An 18,682-nucleotide genomic window follows, 5' to 3' on the forward strand; every position below is an offset into this window, starting at 1 on the left:
AGCAACAACTAATGAAAGCCTATCATACCAGAACGCTAATCAATCAAGTCGTTCTGGAATCTCGACAGGTGTTCGAACGGCAAAATTTGGCGTCCTCTGAAAAGTCCGCAACCATCGTTGATCAATTGATTGTTGATGGCCTTGAACATGTTCACATCCAGCTTCGAAAGTTCAAGCTCCTGCAATTTCGTCAGGCGCTCATAAGCATCGTCAAAGTAAACGCACTCGCCGCTTGGAATTTGGTCATGTTTGGAACGACGCGTTTCTTGAGTCTTTTCATACCCGAAGTGGTTTGCATCACCGATTTCGGCAAAGTCATCCATATCTTTTGTTCTAAGTTGTACTTCCGTATAGCAACGCGCAAGATTATCATACATCGTTATGTGCAACGATTGGTACCCGGAGCTTCGCGGAGTCGCCACCGAGTCATGGTAATACGGCTGAACAGCATCTTTTAGCAAGTCGCAATGACCGCCATCCTTATGTCTTGAAATTTCTGGAGTAAAACCTCGTTCCTCCAAAAATTCAGGCATGACGTTCGCAATCTCGTAAAGATACTTCCGTTCAACCTCGCTCCGCTCTTCACCTTTTTTGATATGGCAAGATGGCATCGAAATGACAATACGATAAGCAATCAAGTCGCGAAAATTCAGCGTGCTTTTTATTTCGGCTTCAGATGGGAACACCCCATTTTTCTTGTAATAGTTGTAAACAAATTCAAGGATATAGCCATTGAATTTTTCTTCGGCGCGAATCAAAGACTTGATGCGTCCTTTGAACGTAAACGCCAAGAAAGGATATTCCCTCGTCATGTACTTGTAGAACTCTTTGATTCTTTGAGACTGAGAGGTCAAGAAGTCGTTATGCTCCAAAAGCTCTATTATCTGTATCAGAAAATTCGAATGCGCAAGATCGATGCCATTATGTGTTTCCTTAGCGCTGTTTCTGAGATCATTTGAATATTGATGCAAAATTTTCAGCACCGTATTTCCAGAAAACAAATAGTCGTTCAAAGAAATCATTTTTACTCCCGAAGCCATTTTTTGAACGGCTTTCAGGAAGTAATATAACAAAAGCTCTTGCGAATTCTAGTGAAATAAGGTAAATTGCAAAACAAATATTTTTTTTGCAGTTCAACATATTACGTACGATGTAAAAGAGGTTTCACGAATTGTAATAAGTTACAAAAAATTGAAAAATTTCATTCTTTAATATTCAGGAAAAAATTTATGGAAAAAAGAGAACTTAAAATTCACGGCATTTACAAGCACTTCAAAAATCGCTACTACATTGTTGAAGGAGTAGCGAAACATTCCGAAACCGACGAAGAATACGTCATCTACCGCGCCCTTTACGGTGACAATACGGTTTGGCTCCGCGAGAAATCCATGTTCTTAAGCGAAGTCGATCACGAAAAATATCCGGACGTCAAACAAAAATACCGTTTTGATGAAGTTGAGTTAGGAGAATAATTCATGAAAAATACAATCTTATTATTCACTTTATTTGCATCCATTATTTTTCCCCTCACCAGTTGTGGAGATAACGGAACATCAGCGAGTTCAAAGCCCAAATACATACTTGATGAAACAAATCAGCTATTTTCAATCATTTATGATTTTTGCTATGTAACTTCAAACAGCACACGTTGGGATGAATACGTATACAAAAAGAATTATGGTTACGAATTCACCCATGACACATTACTCATCTTCACAGGAAATAGTTCTACAGACATCAACTCCATCGCAAAAGTTCAACACGAAGGAGGTCCTTTAGTTTTAACAAGCAATAACGCAGAAGGCATCTATGGCACTTGGAAAGAAGTACCAAACGATGACGTTTGTCACTACGAAAACGGAACCCTAGAATGCGAACCAGGAAAAGGTGAAAAATCAAAAGTTTTTCGCGTTTTAACAATCACACATAACAGTCTTGCTTTTTCTTGGGAAAAGAACAAGAAATATTGCATCGGAGATGATTTTGACGATTATTGGATTGAAGAATTTTTGCAATACGATTTAGATATGGATGTCAACGACGTTTCAATTCTAAAATCAGGATGCAATACAGCCAAATTTAAAGCCAACGGGATTTCCGTAAAAGTAACAGGATCATATGAAATCAATTCTGACAACGTCGCTACAGAAACCGTAACATTTGAATCTAAAGACAAGACCTGTTCCTACACAAGTAAACATGTTCGAGAAGACATACAATACCCCAAATCACTTTGCAATACAAAGGACATGAGCAAATACATAAGGAAAAAGCCCAACCACCATGTTTATGAATACAGCAACAATGAACAATATAAAAACGAATTCATTCCATGCGTCGCAGACATGCTCGACATTGATATAAATTCAGACAAATAATATTCATCATCTTTGAATTTATTTATATTATACGTTATGAACAAGAAAACACTTATAACTTCGCTTATCATTATCGTCGGAATTCTCATGATTACATTCTTCGTGAGAGACTGGCTTGTATTTTACAACTGCGGTGCTGTCGAGCAGTGCCTCGTCGAAAGCAGCAACTACCAGAACATCGCAAAGTTCGCTGTTACCGCCATCATGACGGTTGTCGTATTTTTCATTGGCGAAAATTGCCTGTGCAAGCGCGACCGTAACTTTTTGCAGGCGGGTTTCGCTATGGCTTTGTGCGCGGATTTCTGTTTGAAAATCATGCACAACTACGCACACGTTCTGGAGCACCGCAGCGATTACACGTTGCTTGGCATTTGCTTCTTTATGGTTGTGCAGGCACTTTTCATTTACCGTCACACACGCACAAGCGATACGGACAAGAGCTCTCCGTGGATTTTGATTATTCCGTTTACAGTCATGTTCATCACGAATGCGCTTCATCTCTTCCGCATTTTCGAAGGACCGACAGTCCCGATTATCGCAACTTATGCAGCATTCCTCATTTGCTCACTCGTTGTCGCCTGCAAGGTTCCTAGCAAAGGATATTTCCCCGCTAAAAACGCACGCAACATCAAACGCGGCATGATTCTATTCTTCTGCTGCGATGCATGCGTAGGCATTTCGCTTGCAACCGGCGATGACCACAGCGTTCAAGAAATTGTAGCGACTGTCGCCAACAACTTTGTATGGTACTTCTATACGCCGGCCCTGATTTTACTCGGGCTCAGCGGATACAAGAGAAAAGAGTAAGACTCCTTATGAAAGGGAGGTGCCCGCTCGGAGGCGGGCATGACAATAAAGCTACTTAAATTTACGACCTTTGAAATCGTAGGCACGAGGCTCAAGCTTCGTGCCATTATTGTTAGGCACGTTCCCGTTACGATCGCCGAACTGCACATAAAGCATTCCATTCTTGCGGAAAACTTTGGCGCCATAAGCAGGGGCAATCGTCCGCGCAGACTCGTGGATTCCAACAGACGGGTCCTTCGTCGGGATTTCATCACCTGACTTGAGCAAGCGCCACATCTGATTCCATTCCCAGTCATCTGCCCAGCTCTGCACCACGCGTTCGCCATCCGTCGTTGCACGCAGGTACATATTGCTGTGCTGCATTTTCATGCGCACCACGGAGCCCTCGTAGCCGGATTGCTTTTCCATGACCACCTTTTGATGCCCGCCGCCGTTCCACTTGTATAGCCCCATCGTCACACCCGCATCGGTTGACTCATTCGGCGTATCTAGCGAGATATCGCCAAAATTGATGCGGTAAGTCGTCGAAGAAAGCGGAGTTATCGTCGCAATCGCATTATCGCCGCTGCAATCGCCAAGCGCAAGCTTGTCCTCGGCAGTTCGCGTCATGCATGTACCAAAATTCATCGACATAATGCGCACGGTATCGGGCTTTGCTGGTTTCGCCTGCCATACACGCACCCAGTCTGCTTCGAAATACGCAGGCTTGTCCGACGTGATTTCAATATCGTCGCCCGCCCAGCCGCCAATCGCCAAATTCACAATAATGTACTGCGCCGAAAGCTGCTTGATTTCGGTCGGGCGGTTGTAACTTGCAAATTTTTTGTCGTCAAAATAAAAGCTAAGCGTTGACTCGTCCCATTCCACCGCATACGTGTGGAAATCCGCCGAGCGGTCCACATTGTCGTCCTTATGGCCGCCAAAAGAGGCTTCGTGATCCCATGCCGAACCATGGCTGTTGTACCAGCTCGGGTCGGTGTAATGCAAATAGTAATGGTGTTGCTTGCGTGATGCTGGGATTTCCAAGATGTCAATTTCTGGAGGCCAGCCGTCTTGCAACGTCCAAAACGCAGGCCAAGTTCCCTTTTGTGAGGGAGCCTTGAATCGGCCTTCAATATATCCGTACTTGACTTCGAAATGGCCTTTGGTGTCAATTGCGCCCGAAGTGTAATCGACAGGGATTTCCTTGTTGTTGAACTTTGCCGTTCTGCCCTTGGCATCAGGATGCGTTTTCTTTTCTCCCTTGAGCTTGAGCGTTCCATCGGAGACAATCACGTTTTCTTTGGCGCAGTAGGCGCGATGGTTATGCGTCGGGCCCCAATTGTACGTCGAGTTCCACTTTTTCGTGTCAAGCGAAGTTCCGTCAAAGTTATCTTCAAAAACGAGATCCCAGCCGCTAAAGTTAGACGGCGGGGCAGCAAAAGCGATAGATGCGAGCGCAACGAAGCCCGCAATGACGTGATTTTTCTTCATATCCAATTCCAATCCTCACCCACGACCTCTGCAAAAATAGCCCACACCAAAAACAAAAATGCCGCAGGTCTTATAAATATACCTACGGCACTTCGATAAGCCTAGTTAAAAGTTGTAAAAAAGCCCCGAATCTACGATTTTCGAGCTTTATTTAGCGTTCATCACGTGTCTGCGCCATTTTCCGCTCTTCCAGCGACGCCAGAAAATCAGCGGAGCCGTGCTATAAACGGCAACTACGACAATCCAAGCGTAATGGGCCGGCAGATGGAAGACGTAAGCCACGATGTACAAGGCAATCGCCACGAACCAGTTCATGATACCGCAAGCGAACATCACCCAGACCGTATCGCCCGCACCGCGAAGCGCACCCGCATAAATCACGAGCAAGACTTCAACAAAGATGTAGAACGTCGCAATCCGAAGCATGAACATGCTCATCGGCCGAGCCGCATTAAAAATCGCAAGCGCGCTTTCCGTCGCCTCGGCAACATCCGGCTTGAAAATATCCGTCAGCACTCCCGGCAAGAAGATGAAGAAAATCCCCATTACCAGGGAATAGCCCCAGCCGAGCTTAAGCCCGGAATAAGTCGAACGCGTTGCCGCAGCGGCATTCTTGGCGCCCACATAGCGCCCCACCAAACTCGTCGACGCGACCTCCAACCCCATCAGCGGCACATACGCCACCAAGTCCCAGTTGAACATGATTGAGGATGCCGTCGCCGCCTCAGGCCCAAGCGCATGGAACATCAAAATCAACGACTGAAACGCCGCCATGTTCAAGAACATCTCAACGCCAGACGGGATTCCCTTTTGCAAAAGTTCGCGAGTCAACGGCCAGCTAAACGCAAACGCAAAACGCGTACGGAACCGACGATGGCAACTATTGCTAAAGAACTTCGCAAACAGAATCACCGTAGAAACCACATTGCCTATGAGCGTGCCATAAGCAGCGCCCGCAACGCCCATCGCGGGAATCGGACCGTAGCCATAAATCAATACAAAGTTGCAGGCCACGTTCACAATCATGCCAGCGAAAGCCGCCTTCATCACGACCTTGGTTTCGCCAATACCGCTAAAGAAACACGGAGCCGCGTTACGCAACAAGTTGATCACGCCACCGAACATCAAGATGTTGAAATACGTCTTCTGGTATTCAAGCTGGTCCGCCGGCAAATGCTCCAGTCCAAACGCAAAATGCCCCAGCGGAATCGTGAGGTACAAAAGCGGCACTGAAATCAGCGACAAGTACACCGATTGCATGAACACGCGGGCGCAATCCCAGCGTTTTTTACCACCCAAGCGCTGAGCCACCATTGCCGTCGTATAGCTAATCGCTCCCGTAAAAAACATCGTGAGTGCAAGCTGCACTGCCCCCGCCCCAAGCGCAGCATTCATTTCAGCGGGGCCAAGCTTCGAGAGGAACAATCGGTCAATGAACGTCATGAACGTGTCAAACGACATCGACAAAAGCATCGGGAGTGCCACCACGAGCACATCCTTCACGTCCCCGTTCTTCTTGAATTTCGAAGGTTTATAGAACCTATTTAAAATAGCATCAACCATAGCTTGGCAAAGATAGAAAAAATCAAAGACCGCGCGACAGCCGATTTTACTTTCCTATTTCTTTTTTCAGCCTCAAGAGAACTTCTTTCTTATCGGAATCCGAGTTAAACCAAAGACTATCAATATACAAGCCATCGACAAAGCCTTTGGCAAGCGCCTCGTTGGCATGCTCCTGAGTATCCCACTTTTTTATCTGTAACGTGATAGATTCCTTGGCAAGCGAAGATGAAGCCTTCTTCAGCAGGGACTCATCTTCTGCGCGAACTACACCCACCGAAAACGTCAATGACGTTTCCTCTTTTTTGACAGTTGCGCGTTTGCGAGCACAGCAATCAAAACGAGCCATCGCAAGGGAACTCAGCAAAATACAAAGTAATACAATCTTTTTCATGCAAACCTCTAGAAGTCAAACATTGCTTCCACACCAAAAATAAAGGAAGGATTATTCTTATTCCCTTCGGACGGCCAATCATCGCCATACGGGATATCGACAAGCACCATCGAGATTATATCAATTTTGAAATCAGGCACATTGAAGTAGAATCGCCCACCCACGCGTACAGAGCCTAAGTCGTCCTTTTTATCTAATGTATTTGTATGCAATTCCAGCGGAAGCCCGATAGTCCAGAACTCGTTCACGGCAACACTCGGTTCAATGAAAGCAAAAAAGTATTCCGGTCGCGTCGTGATTTCTAGACTTGTACGAACTGGGTCATCGATGAACGCATAGAACAAGGAGCCCACTATGCAAAATCTCGAAATATCAAATGACGGTTCTGCAAGCAAAACATGATTCGAGACAGCATCGTCACTCGCAAGGAACACGGAATGGAACCCGTATAGTCCATGGAACGCAAAAGGGCCAAACGCAAGCGATAAATCTAACCCCGCATAAAGTTCATTGTAATCTTTACGCTGATAGCTTTTGTAATCAAAATAAGGACGGAAAACTTGATTTGCAATTTCTAGGTCATACGCCGCATGGACTTCATACGTATAACCTTCCTTACAATCCATTCCCATGTACTCGCCAAACATGAAATGGTAATGGCAACTTTGGTCATTGCCCGCAGTACCAAAACCCACATCAAATTGCAATCCGTTCCACTGGAATTCTAAACCGCGAATCGTCTTTTGCGAAATGCCTGCAGCGTCATCGCGCGGATCCCCGAAATCATAATAATTCTTGAAAATACCTTCAAAAAATTTCAAGTCACCAACGCGAAAGAAAGAGCGTTCCGAACGAGTGTATTGAATATACGCGCCATTAAAGACAACAGCAGGATTTACGGGATCCATAGACGATTCATCGCCCATGTCCATCCCTTCCATATCCTCCATTCCGTTCATCGCCATCCCCATCGCTTCGAGTTCAAGCCATGCAGACCAGCGATCGTTAAAACGAAGGTCAAAGTCCAAATCTAGCATGGATTCAAAACGGTGCGTAACCTTAGGCTCATCCGTATTCCAATCGGCATAAGCGTGGACCATCACCATCCCAGAAAGGTCTAGTTTAGGCTGAGCCTCAGCAAAAGCAACACCTGCAGACAATAAAACGCATGATAAAATTCTTTTATTCATAAAATAAAGGAGCATCCTTTTTACAGACGCTCCTTCCCATAATTAATAATTACTTGTCGCCTTTGATAAAGTTGTCGATGTAGTCCGTCACAGTTTCTACAGCGGCTTTGGAACCCCAATGTGTATTGTGATCGGCGTCCTTGATTTCATGGAATTCGATGCTCTTTGCCTTATCGAGACCCTTTTGCAAAGTTTCCTGCGACTTTTTATCGAATATTGCGTCCTTTGTACCCCAGATAATTTGGACATCCGATGTAATCGAAGAAAGGCGCTTTGCATTGTCAACAGCTACAAAGTTTTTGACAAGGAATTTCCAGGCATAATAAGGGACTTGATGCAAATGTTCCAAGTTCGCCGCTTGGAACTCTTCATCGGAATTCGTATTTTCGCCCCACTTTTCAATGAAAGATTCAGGAAGTTTCTGCGTGGAATCGTAAGCAAAAATCCCATCAAAATTTTTATCACCTGTGCCATTCACAAGCCAATCTATCGTGGCATTCGTTTCATCGACCGCAGCGCCCGAGCCAATCAATGTAATGGATGCAATTTTATCGGCATGCAAAATAGAGAGTTCCTGCGCCACAAACGCGCCTAGAGAATGACCAACAATATGCGGTTTGTTCAATTCAAGCTTATCGATAAAAGCTGCGATATCCTTTGCCAATTCCTTGATTGAATACGCCGATTCTTCAATAGGCTTGTCCGTCTTTCCGTTACCGCGGAGTTCCGGAACATATACACGATAGCCCTTCTTGGCAAGCTGTGGAGCCACCTGCGACCAGGAAACGCGACCATCCGTAAGGCCGTGGATCAAAATGACAGGAGTGCCCTTTTCGTCACCCGTGACCGTATAAGCCAAGTGGATTCCTGTAGACAAATGCGCAGCCTTTTCGGTCCAATCGACTTCCTGGTAATCCGAAAATCTCTTGGTCGTAAAGGTATTGTTCTTGCCCATAAAATGATGGCCATTCACTTTTGCGTTGTCTTCAAAAGCGTAGACATCCGTATTGCTGCTACCCACATGAACCACATCGGCACTACCCGAGAAATCGACGCGGCCAGAGCGCTTAATCAACAAATTGCCTGTGACCTTGACGTTTTTAAGCACCGTTGCGCCCGGCGTTGAAGTATTCACCGTCAACACGCCATTAATTGTCGTATCCTGCAAGAAAATGATGCCATCTTTAATATTTTCATCGCCAAGCGTCAAGCCGCTTGATGCAGATTTGTGGTCACCAGATTCCGTAACATGACCAGAATGTTCATCGGCAGCACCGGAATGCGTTTCGCCAGAACCGGAGTGTTCTTCCGTAGAATGGTTTTCATGATCTTCAGAGGATGCTGCAACAGAATTTGAATCGTCTTCAGAACATGCAGAAAGTGAAAGGAGTGATGCTAAAATAATAGTCGAAAGTTTCGTATTTTTTTTAAAGATATTCATTGAATCCTCCATTGTTGTGTTGTTTTAGCACGCACAATGATAGATTCTATAAAGACTTTTGTCCAATACTATTATTTCATTACTGATGATACAATTTTTTTATAACTAAAAAAGGAGCAGCATTCCGCCACACCTTTCAATTACAAATTAATTCACACAAGCTATCGTTTCAACTTTTTCAAATTTTCCAAGCGGTTGAGTGCTTCGTAGAGCGTTTCGTCTTTCTTTGCGAAATGCAAACGAACAAGATGGTCCACCGGTTCGCGGAAGAAGCTCGAACCCGGGACAGCCGCGACACCCACCTTCTGCACCATATCAATGCAGAATTGTTCATCGGGCAATGTGCCGGCCGCGCATTTCGAAGCGCTACAAGATTCGCGGCGACCGTATCCGAATTCCGAAACATCAATCAGTACAAAGTAAGCACCTTGCGGTTCGGTAAAATGCAACCCGAGATTGCGGAGTCCGTTTGTAAATACATCCTTCATGTGCGTGTAATGCGCCTGCAAGCCCGTATAGTACGAGTCGTCAAATCGGAGCGCTGTCACCGCAGCTTCCATCAACGGAGCTGCAGCACCCACCGTCAAGAAGTCATGCACCTTCTTGATGCGTTCCATAACCGGTTCCGCTGCAAGCACATAGCCAAGGCGCCAACCCGTAATCGAATACGTCTTGCTCAAACTACTACATTCAATCGTGCGTTCGAACATTCCCGGGAGCGTCGCTATGTACGTGTGGCGATGCGGAGCAAAAACAATATGCTCGTAAACTTCGTCCGTAATCACAAACAAGTCGTACTTGACTGCAAGCGATGCAATAATCGAAAGTTCCTCGTGCGTAAAGACCTTACCGCTGGGATTTGCCGGATTGCAAAGCACAAGCGCTTTCACGCCCGGCTGTGCCATCGCGCTTTCGAGCACATTCGCATCAAAGCTCAAGTCCACCGGCGAAAGCGGCACATAGACAGGAGTCGCCCCGCACAAAATCGTATCGGCGGAATAGTTCTCGTAGAACGGCGAGAACAGCACCACCTTATCGCCCGGATTGCAGACCGACATCATCGACGCCATCATCGCTTCGGTACTGCCGCAAGTAATCACAATCTCTCTTTGCGGATCGTAACGCAGCCCGCTAAAATGGAACTGCTTATCGCTCAGCGCCTCGCGGAAATTCTGCGCGCCAAACGTAATCGCATACTGGTGCGGACCCGTCAAAGCCACTTCCGAAAGACGCTTCGTAAGCGCCTCCGGCGGGTCAAAATCAGGGAACCCCTGCGACAGGTTAATAGCCCCGCAAGCATTGGCAATACGGGTCATTCGGCGGATAACGGAATCGGTAAAAGTTTCAGTGCGTTTACTTAACGGTTGCATGGCGGGGAAATTTAAAAATTTTTCTACTATTTATCCAATAGGAGATTTCTATGTCAAACCCCTTACATCCCATTGTTTCGGCGCTTAACACCGCCCTTTACGATTTCTACATAGTTCCGCTATTTTTGATTGTAGCCGGGGTATTTCTTTCCGTTCGCTTGGGATTTCCGCAAGTCCGCTACCTGATTGAAACATTCCGCGTTACTCGCGAAAAGCCATTGCACAAGCACGGAATTTCGTCATTTGCGGCATTGATGGTCTCGACAGCCTCCCGCGTCGGCACCGGAAACATCGTCGGCGTATCTTCGGCCATTTGCCTCGGTGGCCCCGGCGCCATTTTCTGGATGTGGGTCATCGCCATCCTCGGCGCAGCCTCCGCATTCGTAGAATCCACCCTCGCCCAGATTTACAAGCGCCATGACGATGTCACGGGACACTCCTACGGCGGACCGTCCTATTACATTCAGACTGCACTCGGCAAGCGCTGGCTCGGCGTTCTTTTTTCGGGTTTTGTGCTCCTCACCTACATCGTGGGCTACAACCTGCTCGCCTCATACAACATTCAAGACTCCCTCACCGGATACAAATTCTACGACCAAGCATCCACACCGTTCATCGTCGGATTCATTTTAGCCGCCCTCTTCGCTCTTTGCATTTGGGAAGGCGCTAAGAAAATTTCCACCATCACAAGTTACCTCGTCCCCTTCATGGGAACTATCTACGTCATCGTCGCCTTCGGCATTATCATATACAACATATCGAACGTTCCCGCCATGTTCGGCACGATTTTCAAAAACGCATTTTCGTTTGACGCAGGATTCGGCGGCTTCGCCGGAAGCTGCATCATGTACGGCATCAAGCGCGGCCTCTACTCCAACGAAGCAGGTATGGGTTCCGCCCCGAACGCGAGTGCAAGCGCAAGCGTCTCGCACCCCGTCAAGCAGGGCCTCGTGCAATCGCTCTCCGTATTCATCGACACGCTCCTCATCTGCTCCGCCACAGCCCTCATGTGCCTCTCGACCAACATCGAACCCAGCAAGGACATTTCGGGAATCATTTACGTACAAAAGTCTCTCGCCTCCGTCCTCGGCAGCAACGGCGCCATCTTCATCACATTCTCCATGTGCCTCTTTGGCTACACCACGCTCATCGGAAACTACTACTACACCGAAGGCTGCCTCCGTTTCATCTTGAACAGACGCCCCACCAAGAAAATCCGCAACGTATTCAAGACCATCGCAACCGCCATCGTCTTCTTAGGCGCCACCTCCAGCGCATCGTTTGCCTGGGACAGCGCAGACCTTTGCCAAGGCCTCATGGTCCTCGTGAACATTCCCGTCATCTTGATACTCTCGCCAATCGCCATCAAGGCCCTCAAAAACTACACCGACCAAAAGAAGAAAGGCCTCGAACCCGTCTACATCGCAAAAGAATGCGGCGTCGAGCAACCCACCGATTACTGGAATCCAGGACAAAAGCTGTAAAAATAGCTGTATACACACGCACAAAGGACAGGTTACTTCAACCTGTCTCTTTTTTTTATTCACGAAACATCAAAAATTATTTAGTAGATCAGGCAAAACTATTCGAGTTACGAGGCAAGATTCAAACATTTTGCGTTTTCGGGGAAAAACAAATAAAAGATTTTGCATTTTCGTGAAGAACAGGCCAAAAACATTTCTTAATTTCGAGAAAAACATATAAAAAAGATTTTACCATTTCGGGAAAAATTAATATATTTAAGAAGGAGGAAGCCATATGTTCGAGCGTAAGATCTATAGGGAAATGCTACAGTGGAAAACCGTTTCCAAGGGAAAAACCGCTCTTTTCATAGAAGGAGCCCGCCGCATAGGAAAAAGCACAGTAGCACTCGAATTCGCCAAGAACGAATACGACGACAACCTCGTCGTAGATTTTGCAAAAGTCGGTCCAAACATCAGAGAATTGTTTCAAGAAGGACTTGACGACCTGACAACTTTCTTCAGGAATCTGTTCCTATTCACCAAAAAGAAGCCCAAGAATGGACGAATGGTCATCATCTTTGACGAAATCCAGCTCTTTCCATTGGCACGACAGGCAATCAAGTACCTAGTTCAAGACGGTCGATACGATTACATCGAAACCGGCTCCCTTATTTCCATCAAAAAGAACACAAAGGACATTCTGATTCCTTCCGAAGAATATCGTTTGAAAATGTACCCAATGGACTTTGAGGAATTCCTGTGGGCAACCGGTGACGAGGTGACGATGGATGTTGTTCGCGAGGCATTCAATGCAGGGAACGGCGTCGGTGGACGCGCTCACCACGAGATAATGAAGTCATTTCGAACATACATGGCCGTAGGCGGCATGCCCCAAGCCGTAGCATCGTTTGTTGCTGGCGAAACATATGCGCAAATTGATTTTATCAAGCGAAACATCCTTGCTCTATACGAAGAAGACCTAGAAAAACACGACTCTGAAAACAACGAGAAGGCATCGATTGTGTTCAAATATTTGCCAGAACAATTGAATCGCAAGAACCCAATTTTCAAGATGTCAGCCATTGACAAGAACGCCCGATACAAAAATTACATCAGCGCATTCAACTTCATCAGAGAATCGATGATTGGCAATATATGCACCAACGTAACTGTTCCTGATGTTGCGATGGAACTTTATAGAAAGAGCGAGCGATTTAAGCTGTACATGGGCGATACAGGACTTCTAGTCACGCAGATAATCAAGATGCAGAACTCGGAGGAACTCTACGAATCACTAATCGCAGGCAAGCTAGGAATCAATCAGGGAATGATTTTTGAAAACATCGTAGCCCAAATGCTCAGAGCCAAAGGCGACGACCTTTATTTTCACGAATTTACCGCATTAGATAAGGAATCAGGCAAAGAAAGAAAATATGAGATGGATTTTCTGCTAGTTCGCCAAAACAAGATTTGCCCCATTGAGGTCAAATCTTCAAGCTATCGCCAGCACAAATCCCTTGATATTTTCACCGAAAAATACAGGCTAAAGCCTCCTCAAAAATATATCGTCTACACGAAGGACTACCAACAATTAGATGGCGTGACTTGCTTGCCAATTTACATGGTTCCGTGTATTTAGAATATAAACAGCAGGTCGTTCACGCGGCCTGCTTTTTTGCATTCTTAAAAACAGAATTTCAGCTACAAACTGAGAATTTCTTCTTCAGAAAAACCTGTCGATTTAGCGATTATAGAAACATCGACATTCTGTTCCTTGAGACTTTTCGCCATTTGGCGTTTTTCCTGATCCGCTTTCGTCCGCTCGGTAGAAGCCCCTTCAGCACGGCCCACTTCCTTGCCTTCGGCAAAAGCGTTTTCACGTTCAGCCATCACATCCGTCATTTTCTTTACCTCGCAGTTGATAATAGAACTGAATAAGAATTTACTATTTCGAAAATGAGCGAGCAAGGGACCGAGCATTCCATAGAAAAAGCAGATCGTTCGCTCGACCTGCTATATTCATCAACGTCAAAAATTATTTAGTAGAAAAATAATTTTTCTACTGGATAATTCTCTTTGAAGGCGTTCCCGCACATATATGTGCGTCGGGCTATATTTGACGGCTATGGTTCTCCAGCCCCAAAAATCAATCCACGCGCAGCTCGATATTTGACTCTTTCTGCAAATTTTGGATTATTTCCCTATTCTGTTTTTTTTAAACAAACTCATATAATATGAGACGTGCCAAACAGCAACTATTCGAAAAAATTGGATAGTTGCGAACGATTTTTTCACAAATTACGAGATCAAACAAGCGTTTTTATTCAAATTTGAGCAATTTCTCAAAAAAAGCTCGTAATATCTTTGAAATTTAGCCGATCATTTTAACCGAGTGATTGAAATGGTTACACTCGGCTCAAGCGCATTTCTAAAGGAATTATCGATAGCAAAGAGCATCCTAAATCGCCAGTTATCCGAAAAATTGGGATAACTGCAGGCTATAGCAATTTCAGCACTAAAGGGTGGGTGGGCAGGACAAGCCAGGCGTTGCGGGCTGGCGTCTGAAGCCCGCTAGAGAAGGTAGCGGAAGCCCCGGCGCAGATTCATTTTTTGCAAAAAAAATGGAGGTGCCCGTTCGGAGACGGGCATGACATACAGCATTCGCACTTGAAAGCCGGGGCTGAAGCGAGGGAGAGACTTCTCCCTTCCCTCATATAAAAATCACTGGATCCTTCACGCTTCGCGTTCAGGATGACGACTTCGAGGATGACAATTCCAGAATGACACCATTACAAGCTTTTTCACTAACATTTCTCTCGTCTCTAGTCTCTCGTCTCTCGTCTTATTACTAAATTTGACCCACTATGTTTTCACAACTGACTGATTCTCTAGAAAATACCCTCAAGAACCTGCGTGGGCAGGGCAAACTTACCGAAGAAAATGTGGCGGAATCGCTGCGTGAGGTGCGTCGTGCGTTCCTCGCTGCCGACGTGAACTTCAACGTGACCCGCGACTTTGTCAAGTCCGTCAAGGAAAAGTCCATGGGCGCCGAAGTACTCAATTCCGTGACCCCGGGTCAGCAGATTGTGAAGATTATCCACGACGAGCTTGTGGCCGTCATGGGTGGCGAAACTAAGGAAATCAACCTTTCCGCCCCCTCCCCGGTGGGCATCATGATGGTCGGTCTGCAGGGTTCGGGTAAGACGACTTTCGCAGGCAAGATCGCACTCTGGATGCGCAGCAAGAAGAAGAGGAAGCCGCTCCTCGTTGCCGCAGACGTTTACCGTCCGGCCGCAATCAAGCAGTTGCAGGTGCTCGGCAAGTCCATCGGCGTTCCGGTTTATGACGAAGGCCAGGGCAATCCGGTCGAAATCATCAAGCACGGCTACCAGTACGCCAAGGACAACGGTTTTGACCTCGTGATTTACGATACGGCAGGCCGTCTGCAGATTGACGAAGAGTTGATGCAGGAACTCGAAAAGGCACGCGATGCCGTTCATCCGGACGAAATTTTGTTCGTTGCCGATGCTATGATCGGTCAGGAAGCGGTGAATGTCGCCGAAACGTTCTGGAACCGTCTGAACTTCACGGGCGTCTGCCTCTCGAAGATGGATGGCGATACCCGCGGCGGTGCAGCGCTTAGCATCAAGAAGATGACGGGCGTGCCTATATGCTTTATCGGTGTTGGCGAAAAGCTGAACGAAATCGACCTTTTCCACCCGGACCGCATGGCTAGCCGAATCCTCGGCATGGGCGACGTGGTATCCCTCGTGGAAAAAGCACAGCAGGTCATCGATGAAAAGGACGCGAAGGACCTCAAGAAAAAGATTCTCAACAACACGTTCGACTTGAACGACTTCTTGAAGCAGCTCCGCACGATCAAGAAGCTCGGCCGCATCAAGGACATTTTGAGCCTCATCCCGGGACTCAACAAGCTCCCGCTCGACCAGATTGACGAAAAGCAGTTAGTCTATGTGGAAGCTGTGCTCAGCTCCATGACGCCGAAGGAACGCAAGAAGCCGCAGATTATTGACGGTAGCCGCAAGGCCCGTATCGCAAAGGGTTCCGGCACGGATGCCGCCCGCGTGAACGCAGTCCTCAAGCAGTACGAAAGCATGAAGGAAATGTTCAAGAAGGTCGGCGATTTCGCCAAGCGCCAGAACAACGGCGGCACGATCGGCTCGAACTACACCCCGCCTAAGGACAAAAACAAGAAGAAAAAGAGATAATCAAGGGCCCGCGACAAAGCGGGTCTTTTTCGTTTAAATTTGGCATTTTTGAACGAATTTCGGCAATTTTGGAGATTTTTCCGCTATTCAACAATTTAATTTATAAGTAAATGACGGATTTTTTTTCATTGCCGTCCTTTACACACAAAAGCAAGTTTGCTATATTTGGCATCAAAAGAACTAAAACCCCGAAATTTCGGGAAAAACCCCATAAAGAGGTATAAAATGGCAACTGTTATCCGTCTCGCCCGCTTCGGCAAGCGTCACAACCCGATCTACCGCATCGTCGTCATCGACAACCGCAAGGCTCGCGACGATAGCTTTATCGAACAGGTCGGTTTCTTCAACCCGAACCTCAAGCAGCCGGAAATCCGCTTCGAACAGGAAAAGGTCCTCAAGTGGCTCTCCGTCGGTGCACAGCCGTCTGACACGGTCAAGTCTCTCCTCAAGAAGACTGGCATTTCTGACTTGTTCCACGACCTCAAGGCCAACCGCTCCATCGAAGGCAAGGCTCCGGTCGCTCGCGAAATCAAGTCCAAGCAGCGCAAGTTGAGCCCGAAGGCTCAGGCTCGCCTCGAAGCCGAAAAGGCTGCCAAGGAAGCTGCTGAAGCTCCGGCCGCTGAAGAAGCACAGGCTTAATTACGCCTTTAAAAAAGAGTCTCGTGCCGCATGCACGGGACTTTTTTCTTTAACAAACCACAAACAAACATCTCTCGTCTTTCTTCTAAAATGGATTCTCAAGAATACATCACCGTCTGCCAGCTCATGCGTGCGCATGGCGTCAAAGGCTACATCAAAGCGATGCCCCTGACCCACGACCTGACTCGCTGCAAGAGCCTTAAAGACGTGCGCGTTCAAAAGAGGAATGGCGAAGTTCTGGAACTCACCCTCGAAGATGCCAAGCAGGCAAACAACCTCTGGCTCTTGAAATTCAAGGGTTTCGACACTCCAGAAGCACTCTCCCCGCTCGTCAATGGCGACGTCATGATTCCCGAATCCGAACGTCTCCCGCTCCCCGAAGGCGAATACTATCTTGACGACCTGGAAGGTTTCCGCGTCCACACCGAAGACGGTCGCGACGTCGGCGAAGTCATCGAAGTGCAAGAACTGATGACGGTCGATGCGTTCCTCATCAAGTTCGACCTTGCCGTGCAATCCGAATTCAGCAGCAAGTCCATCCTCGCCCCTTGGATTGACGATTGCGTCAAGGAAATCAACGACGAAGAAAAGTTCATTGTTTGTGATAGCGACTATTTAAAATCCGTTTGCCCGGAGGAACGATGAAGATCGACTGCATCACCATCTTCCCCGAAATGTTCGCGCCGATGAAAAGTTCAATCATGGGCCGCGCACAGGCAAAAGGCTTGTTTGAGTTCAATACAGTCTATCTGCGAGACTTCGCCATCAACGCCTACGGGCAGGTGGACGATGTTCCGTACGGTGGCGAACCGGGCATGGTACTCCGTCCCGAACCGCTTGCGAAGGCCATTCGCAGCACGGGAGTCAAGGAAGATGGCGGAAAAGTCATCTACCTCACGGCAGATGGCGTCCCCTTCACACACAAGATTGCCAAAGAACTCTCTCAAGAAAACCACCTTGTTCTTGTCTGCGGACACTACAAGGGAATCGATGACCGCATCCGCCAGACCGAGGTCGACATGGAAATTTCCATCGGCGATTTTGTCGTGAGCGGAGGCGAACTTCCGGCGATGCTCGTCACGGACGCCGTAGTGCGACTGCTGGACGGGGCTCTGGGCCACAAGGAATCCGGTGAAACGGACTCCTTCGCACAAGGCGTTTTGGGCTGGCCTGTCTACACCCGCCCCGAAGAATTCGAAGGAAAAAAGGTGCCTGAGGTGCTACTTTCCGGTCATCACAAGAACATTTCAGAGTGGAGACGTCAAGAATCGTTAAAAAGAACGCAAGAAAGACGCCCCGACATCTTTAAAAATCTTGAAATAAATACTACATTTGGCGACAAATAATAACGAGGTACACATTATGTCCCTGAACATTGAAGCAATCCAAAACGAAAATTTGAAGACCGACCTTCCGGAATTCCGTGCTGGCGATACCGTTACCGTTAACGTCAAGGTTATCGAAGGTACCAAGGAACGTATCCAGCCGTTCAAGGGCGTCGTTATTCAGCAGAAGAACTCTGGCATCGGCAAGTCCATCACGGTCCGCAAGATGTCCGGTGCAGTCGCTGTCGAACGTATCTTCCCGGTCAACTCCCCGCGCATCGACTCCATCGTTGTCGAACGCTCCGGTAAGGTTCACCAGGCTCGCATTTACTACATGCGCGACCTCCGCGGTAAGGCTGCACGTATCGAAGAACGCCAGGCTTAATTAGCCGGACTTCGAAGGCGGTTATTTC

Annotated in this window: 18 protein-coding genes; 10 read left to right on the forward strand and 8 right to left on the reverse strand. The window is 47.1% G+C overall.

Annotated elements, in window-relative coordinates; all coding sequences use genetic code 11:
* Positions 1–35: 35 nt before the first annotated feature.
* Positions 36–1,022, reverse strand: coding sequence for a guanosine polyphosphate pyrophosphohydrolase (locus B7991_RS01500; RefSeq protein ID WP_088629453.1), 987 nt, complete (start codon positions 1,020–1,022; stop codon positions 36–38).
* A 207-nt stretch (positions 1,023–1,229) separates the two neighbouring features.
* On the opposite strand from B7991_RS01500, the gene B7991_RS01505 reads away from it, so the two are divergent.
* Genes B7991_RS01505 through B7991_RS01515 form a run of 3 tightly spaced genes read left to right on the forward strand, consistent with a single transcriptional unit; the run spans position 1,230 to position 3,185 of the window.
* Complete coding sequence (locus B7991_RS01505) at positions 1,230–1,472, forward strand: DUF1653 domain-containing protein (RefSeq protein ID WP_088629274.1); 243 nt, start codon at positions 1,230–1,232, stop codon at positions 1,470–1,472.
* A gap of 3 nt (positions 1,473–1,475) precedes the next feature.
* Positions 1,476–2,378, forward strand: a complete 903-nt coding sequence (locus B7991_RS01510) for a hypothetical protein (RefSeq protein ID WP_088629275.1) — start codon at positions 1,476–1,478, stop codon at positions 2,376–2,378.
* 36 nt (positions 2,379–2,414) lie between these two features.
* Positions 2,415–3,185: a lysoplasmalogenase family protein gene (locus B7991_RS01515; protein ID WP_088629276.1), complete on the forward strand. Its 771-nt coding sequence runs from the start codon at positions 2,415–2,417 to the stop codon at positions 3,183–3,185.
* A 51-nt stretch (positions 3,186–3,236) separates the two neighbouring features.
* Here B7991_RS01515 and B7991_RS01520 read toward each other — a convergent pair whose 3' ends face one another.
* The 6 genes from B7991_RS01520 to B7991_RS01545 form a co-directional block, all read right to left on the reverse strand.
* On the reverse strand, positions 3,237–4,658 hold the full coding sequence (locus B7991_RS01520) for a glycoside hydrolase family 16 protein (RefSeq protein WP_088629277.1): 1,422 nt from the start codon (positions 4,656–4,658) through the stop codon (positions 3,237–3,239).
* Between the two features lie 147 nt (positions 4,659–4,805).
* Positions 4,806–6,221 carry an MATE family efflux transporter gene (locus tag B7991_RS01525; protein ID WP_088629278.1) on the reverse strand — a complete coding sequence of 472 codons (1,416 nt, stop codon included), beginning with the start codon at positions 6,219–6,221 and terminating at the stop codon, positions 4,806–4,808.
* A 46-nt stretch (positions 6,222–6,267) separates the two neighbouring features.
* Positions 6,268–6,612, reverse strand: coding sequence for a MetQ/NlpA family ABC transporter substrate-binding protein (locus B7991_RS01530; protein WP_014547040.1), 345 nt, complete (start codon positions 6,610–6,612; stop codon positions 6,268–6,270).
* Between the two features lie 8 nt (positions 6,613–6,620).
* Complete coding sequence (locus B7991_RS01535; protein ID WP_088629454.1) at positions 6,621–7,802, reverse strand: hypothetical protein; 1,182 nt, start codon at positions 7,800–7,802, stop codon at positions 6,621–6,623.
* Between the two features lie 49 nt (positions 7,803–7,851).
* Complete coding sequence (locus tag B7991_RS01540) at positions 7,852–9,243, reverse strand: alpha/beta fold hydrolase (RefSeq protein WP_176421737.1); 1,392 nt, start codon at positions 9,241–9,243, stop codon at positions 7,852–7,854.
* A gap of 161 nt (positions 9,244–9,404) precedes the next feature.
* Positions 9,405–10,613 carry a pyridoxal phosphate-dependent aminotransferase gene (locus tag B7991_RS01545; protein WP_088629280.1) on the reverse strand — a complete coding sequence of 403 codons (1,209 nt, stop codon included), beginning with the start codon at positions 10,611–10,613 and terminating at the stop codon, positions 9,405–9,407.
* Positions 10,614–10,663: 50 nt separating this feature from the next.
* On the opposite strand from B7991_RS01545, the gene B7991_RS01550 reads away from it, so the two are divergent.
* Both B7991_RS01550 and B7991_RS01555 read left to right on the forward strand, forming a co-directional pair.
* Positions 10,664–12,097 carry a sodium:alanine symporter family protein gene (locus B7991_RS01550; protein ID WP_088629281.1) on the forward strand — a complete coding sequence of 478 codons (1,434 nt, stop codon included), beginning with the start codon at positions 10,664–10,666 and terminating at the stop codon, positions 12,095–12,097.
* A 274-nt stretch (positions 12,098–12,371) separates the two neighbouring features.
* A complete protein-coding gene (locus tag B7991_RS01555; protein ID WP_088629282.1) occupies positions 12,372–13,715 on the forward strand; it encodes an ATP-binding protein in 1,344 nt (447 codons plus the stop codon).
* A gap of 62 nt (positions 13,716–13,777) precedes the next feature.
* On the opposite strand, the gene B7991_RS01560 is transcribed toward B7991_RS01555, so the two are convergent.
* A complete protein-coding gene (locus B7991_RS01560; protein WP_141099818.1) occupies positions 13,778–13,966 on the reverse strand; it encodes a hypothetical protein in 189 nt (62 codons plus the stop codon).
* Positions 13,967–14,940: 974 nt separating this feature from the next.
* On the opposite strand from B7991_RS01560, the gene ffh reads away from it, so the two are divergent.
* The 5 genes from ffh (at position 14,941) to rplS (ending at position 18,654) form a co-directional block, all read left to right on the forward strand.
* On the forward strand, positions 14,941–16,305 hold the full coding sequence (gene ffh, locus B7991_RS01565) for a signal recognition particle protein (protein WP_014547033.1): 1,365 nt from the start codon (positions 14,941–14,943) through the stop codon (positions 16,303–16,305).
* Between the two features lie 225 nt (positions 16,306–16,530).
* On the forward strand, positions 16,531–16,944 hold the full coding sequence (gene rpsP, locus B7991_RS15190) for a 30S ribosomal protein S16 (RefSeq protein WP_014547029.1): 414 nt from the start codon (positions 16,531–16,533) through the stop codon (positions 16,942–16,944).
* Positions 16,945–17,034: 90 nt separating this feature from the next.
* Positions 17,035–17,589 carry a ribosome maturation factor RimM gene (gene rimM, locus B7991_RS01575; RefSeq protein WP_088629284.1) on the forward strand — a complete coding sequence of 185 codons (555 nt, stop codon included), beginning with the start codon at positions 17,035–17,037 and terminating at the stop codon, positions 17,587–17,589.
* Positions 17,586–18,290, forward strand: coding sequence for a tRNA (guanosine(37)-N1)-methyltransferase TrmD (gene trmD, locus B7991_RS01580; RefSeq protein WP_014547027.1), 705 nt, complete (start codon positions 17,586–17,588; stop codon positions 18,288–18,290). The genes rimM and trmD overlap by 4 nt, the downstream gene beginning before the upstream one ends.
* Before the next feature lie 16 nt (positions 18,291–18,306).
* Entirely contained in the window at positions 18,307–18,654 is a 348-nt protein-coding gene (gene rplS, locus B7991_RS01585; protein WP_073424632.1) for a 50S ribosomal protein L19, read from the forward strand.
* The last annotated feature ends 28 nt before the right edge of the window (positions 18,655–18,682 follow it).

Origin of the sequence: Fibrobacter sp. UWB3 (genome assembly GCF_002210405.1) — a bacterium.
Taxonomy (GTDB): domain Bacteria; phylum Fibrobacterota; class Fibrobacteria; order Fibrobacterales; family Fibrobacteraceae; genus Fibrobacter.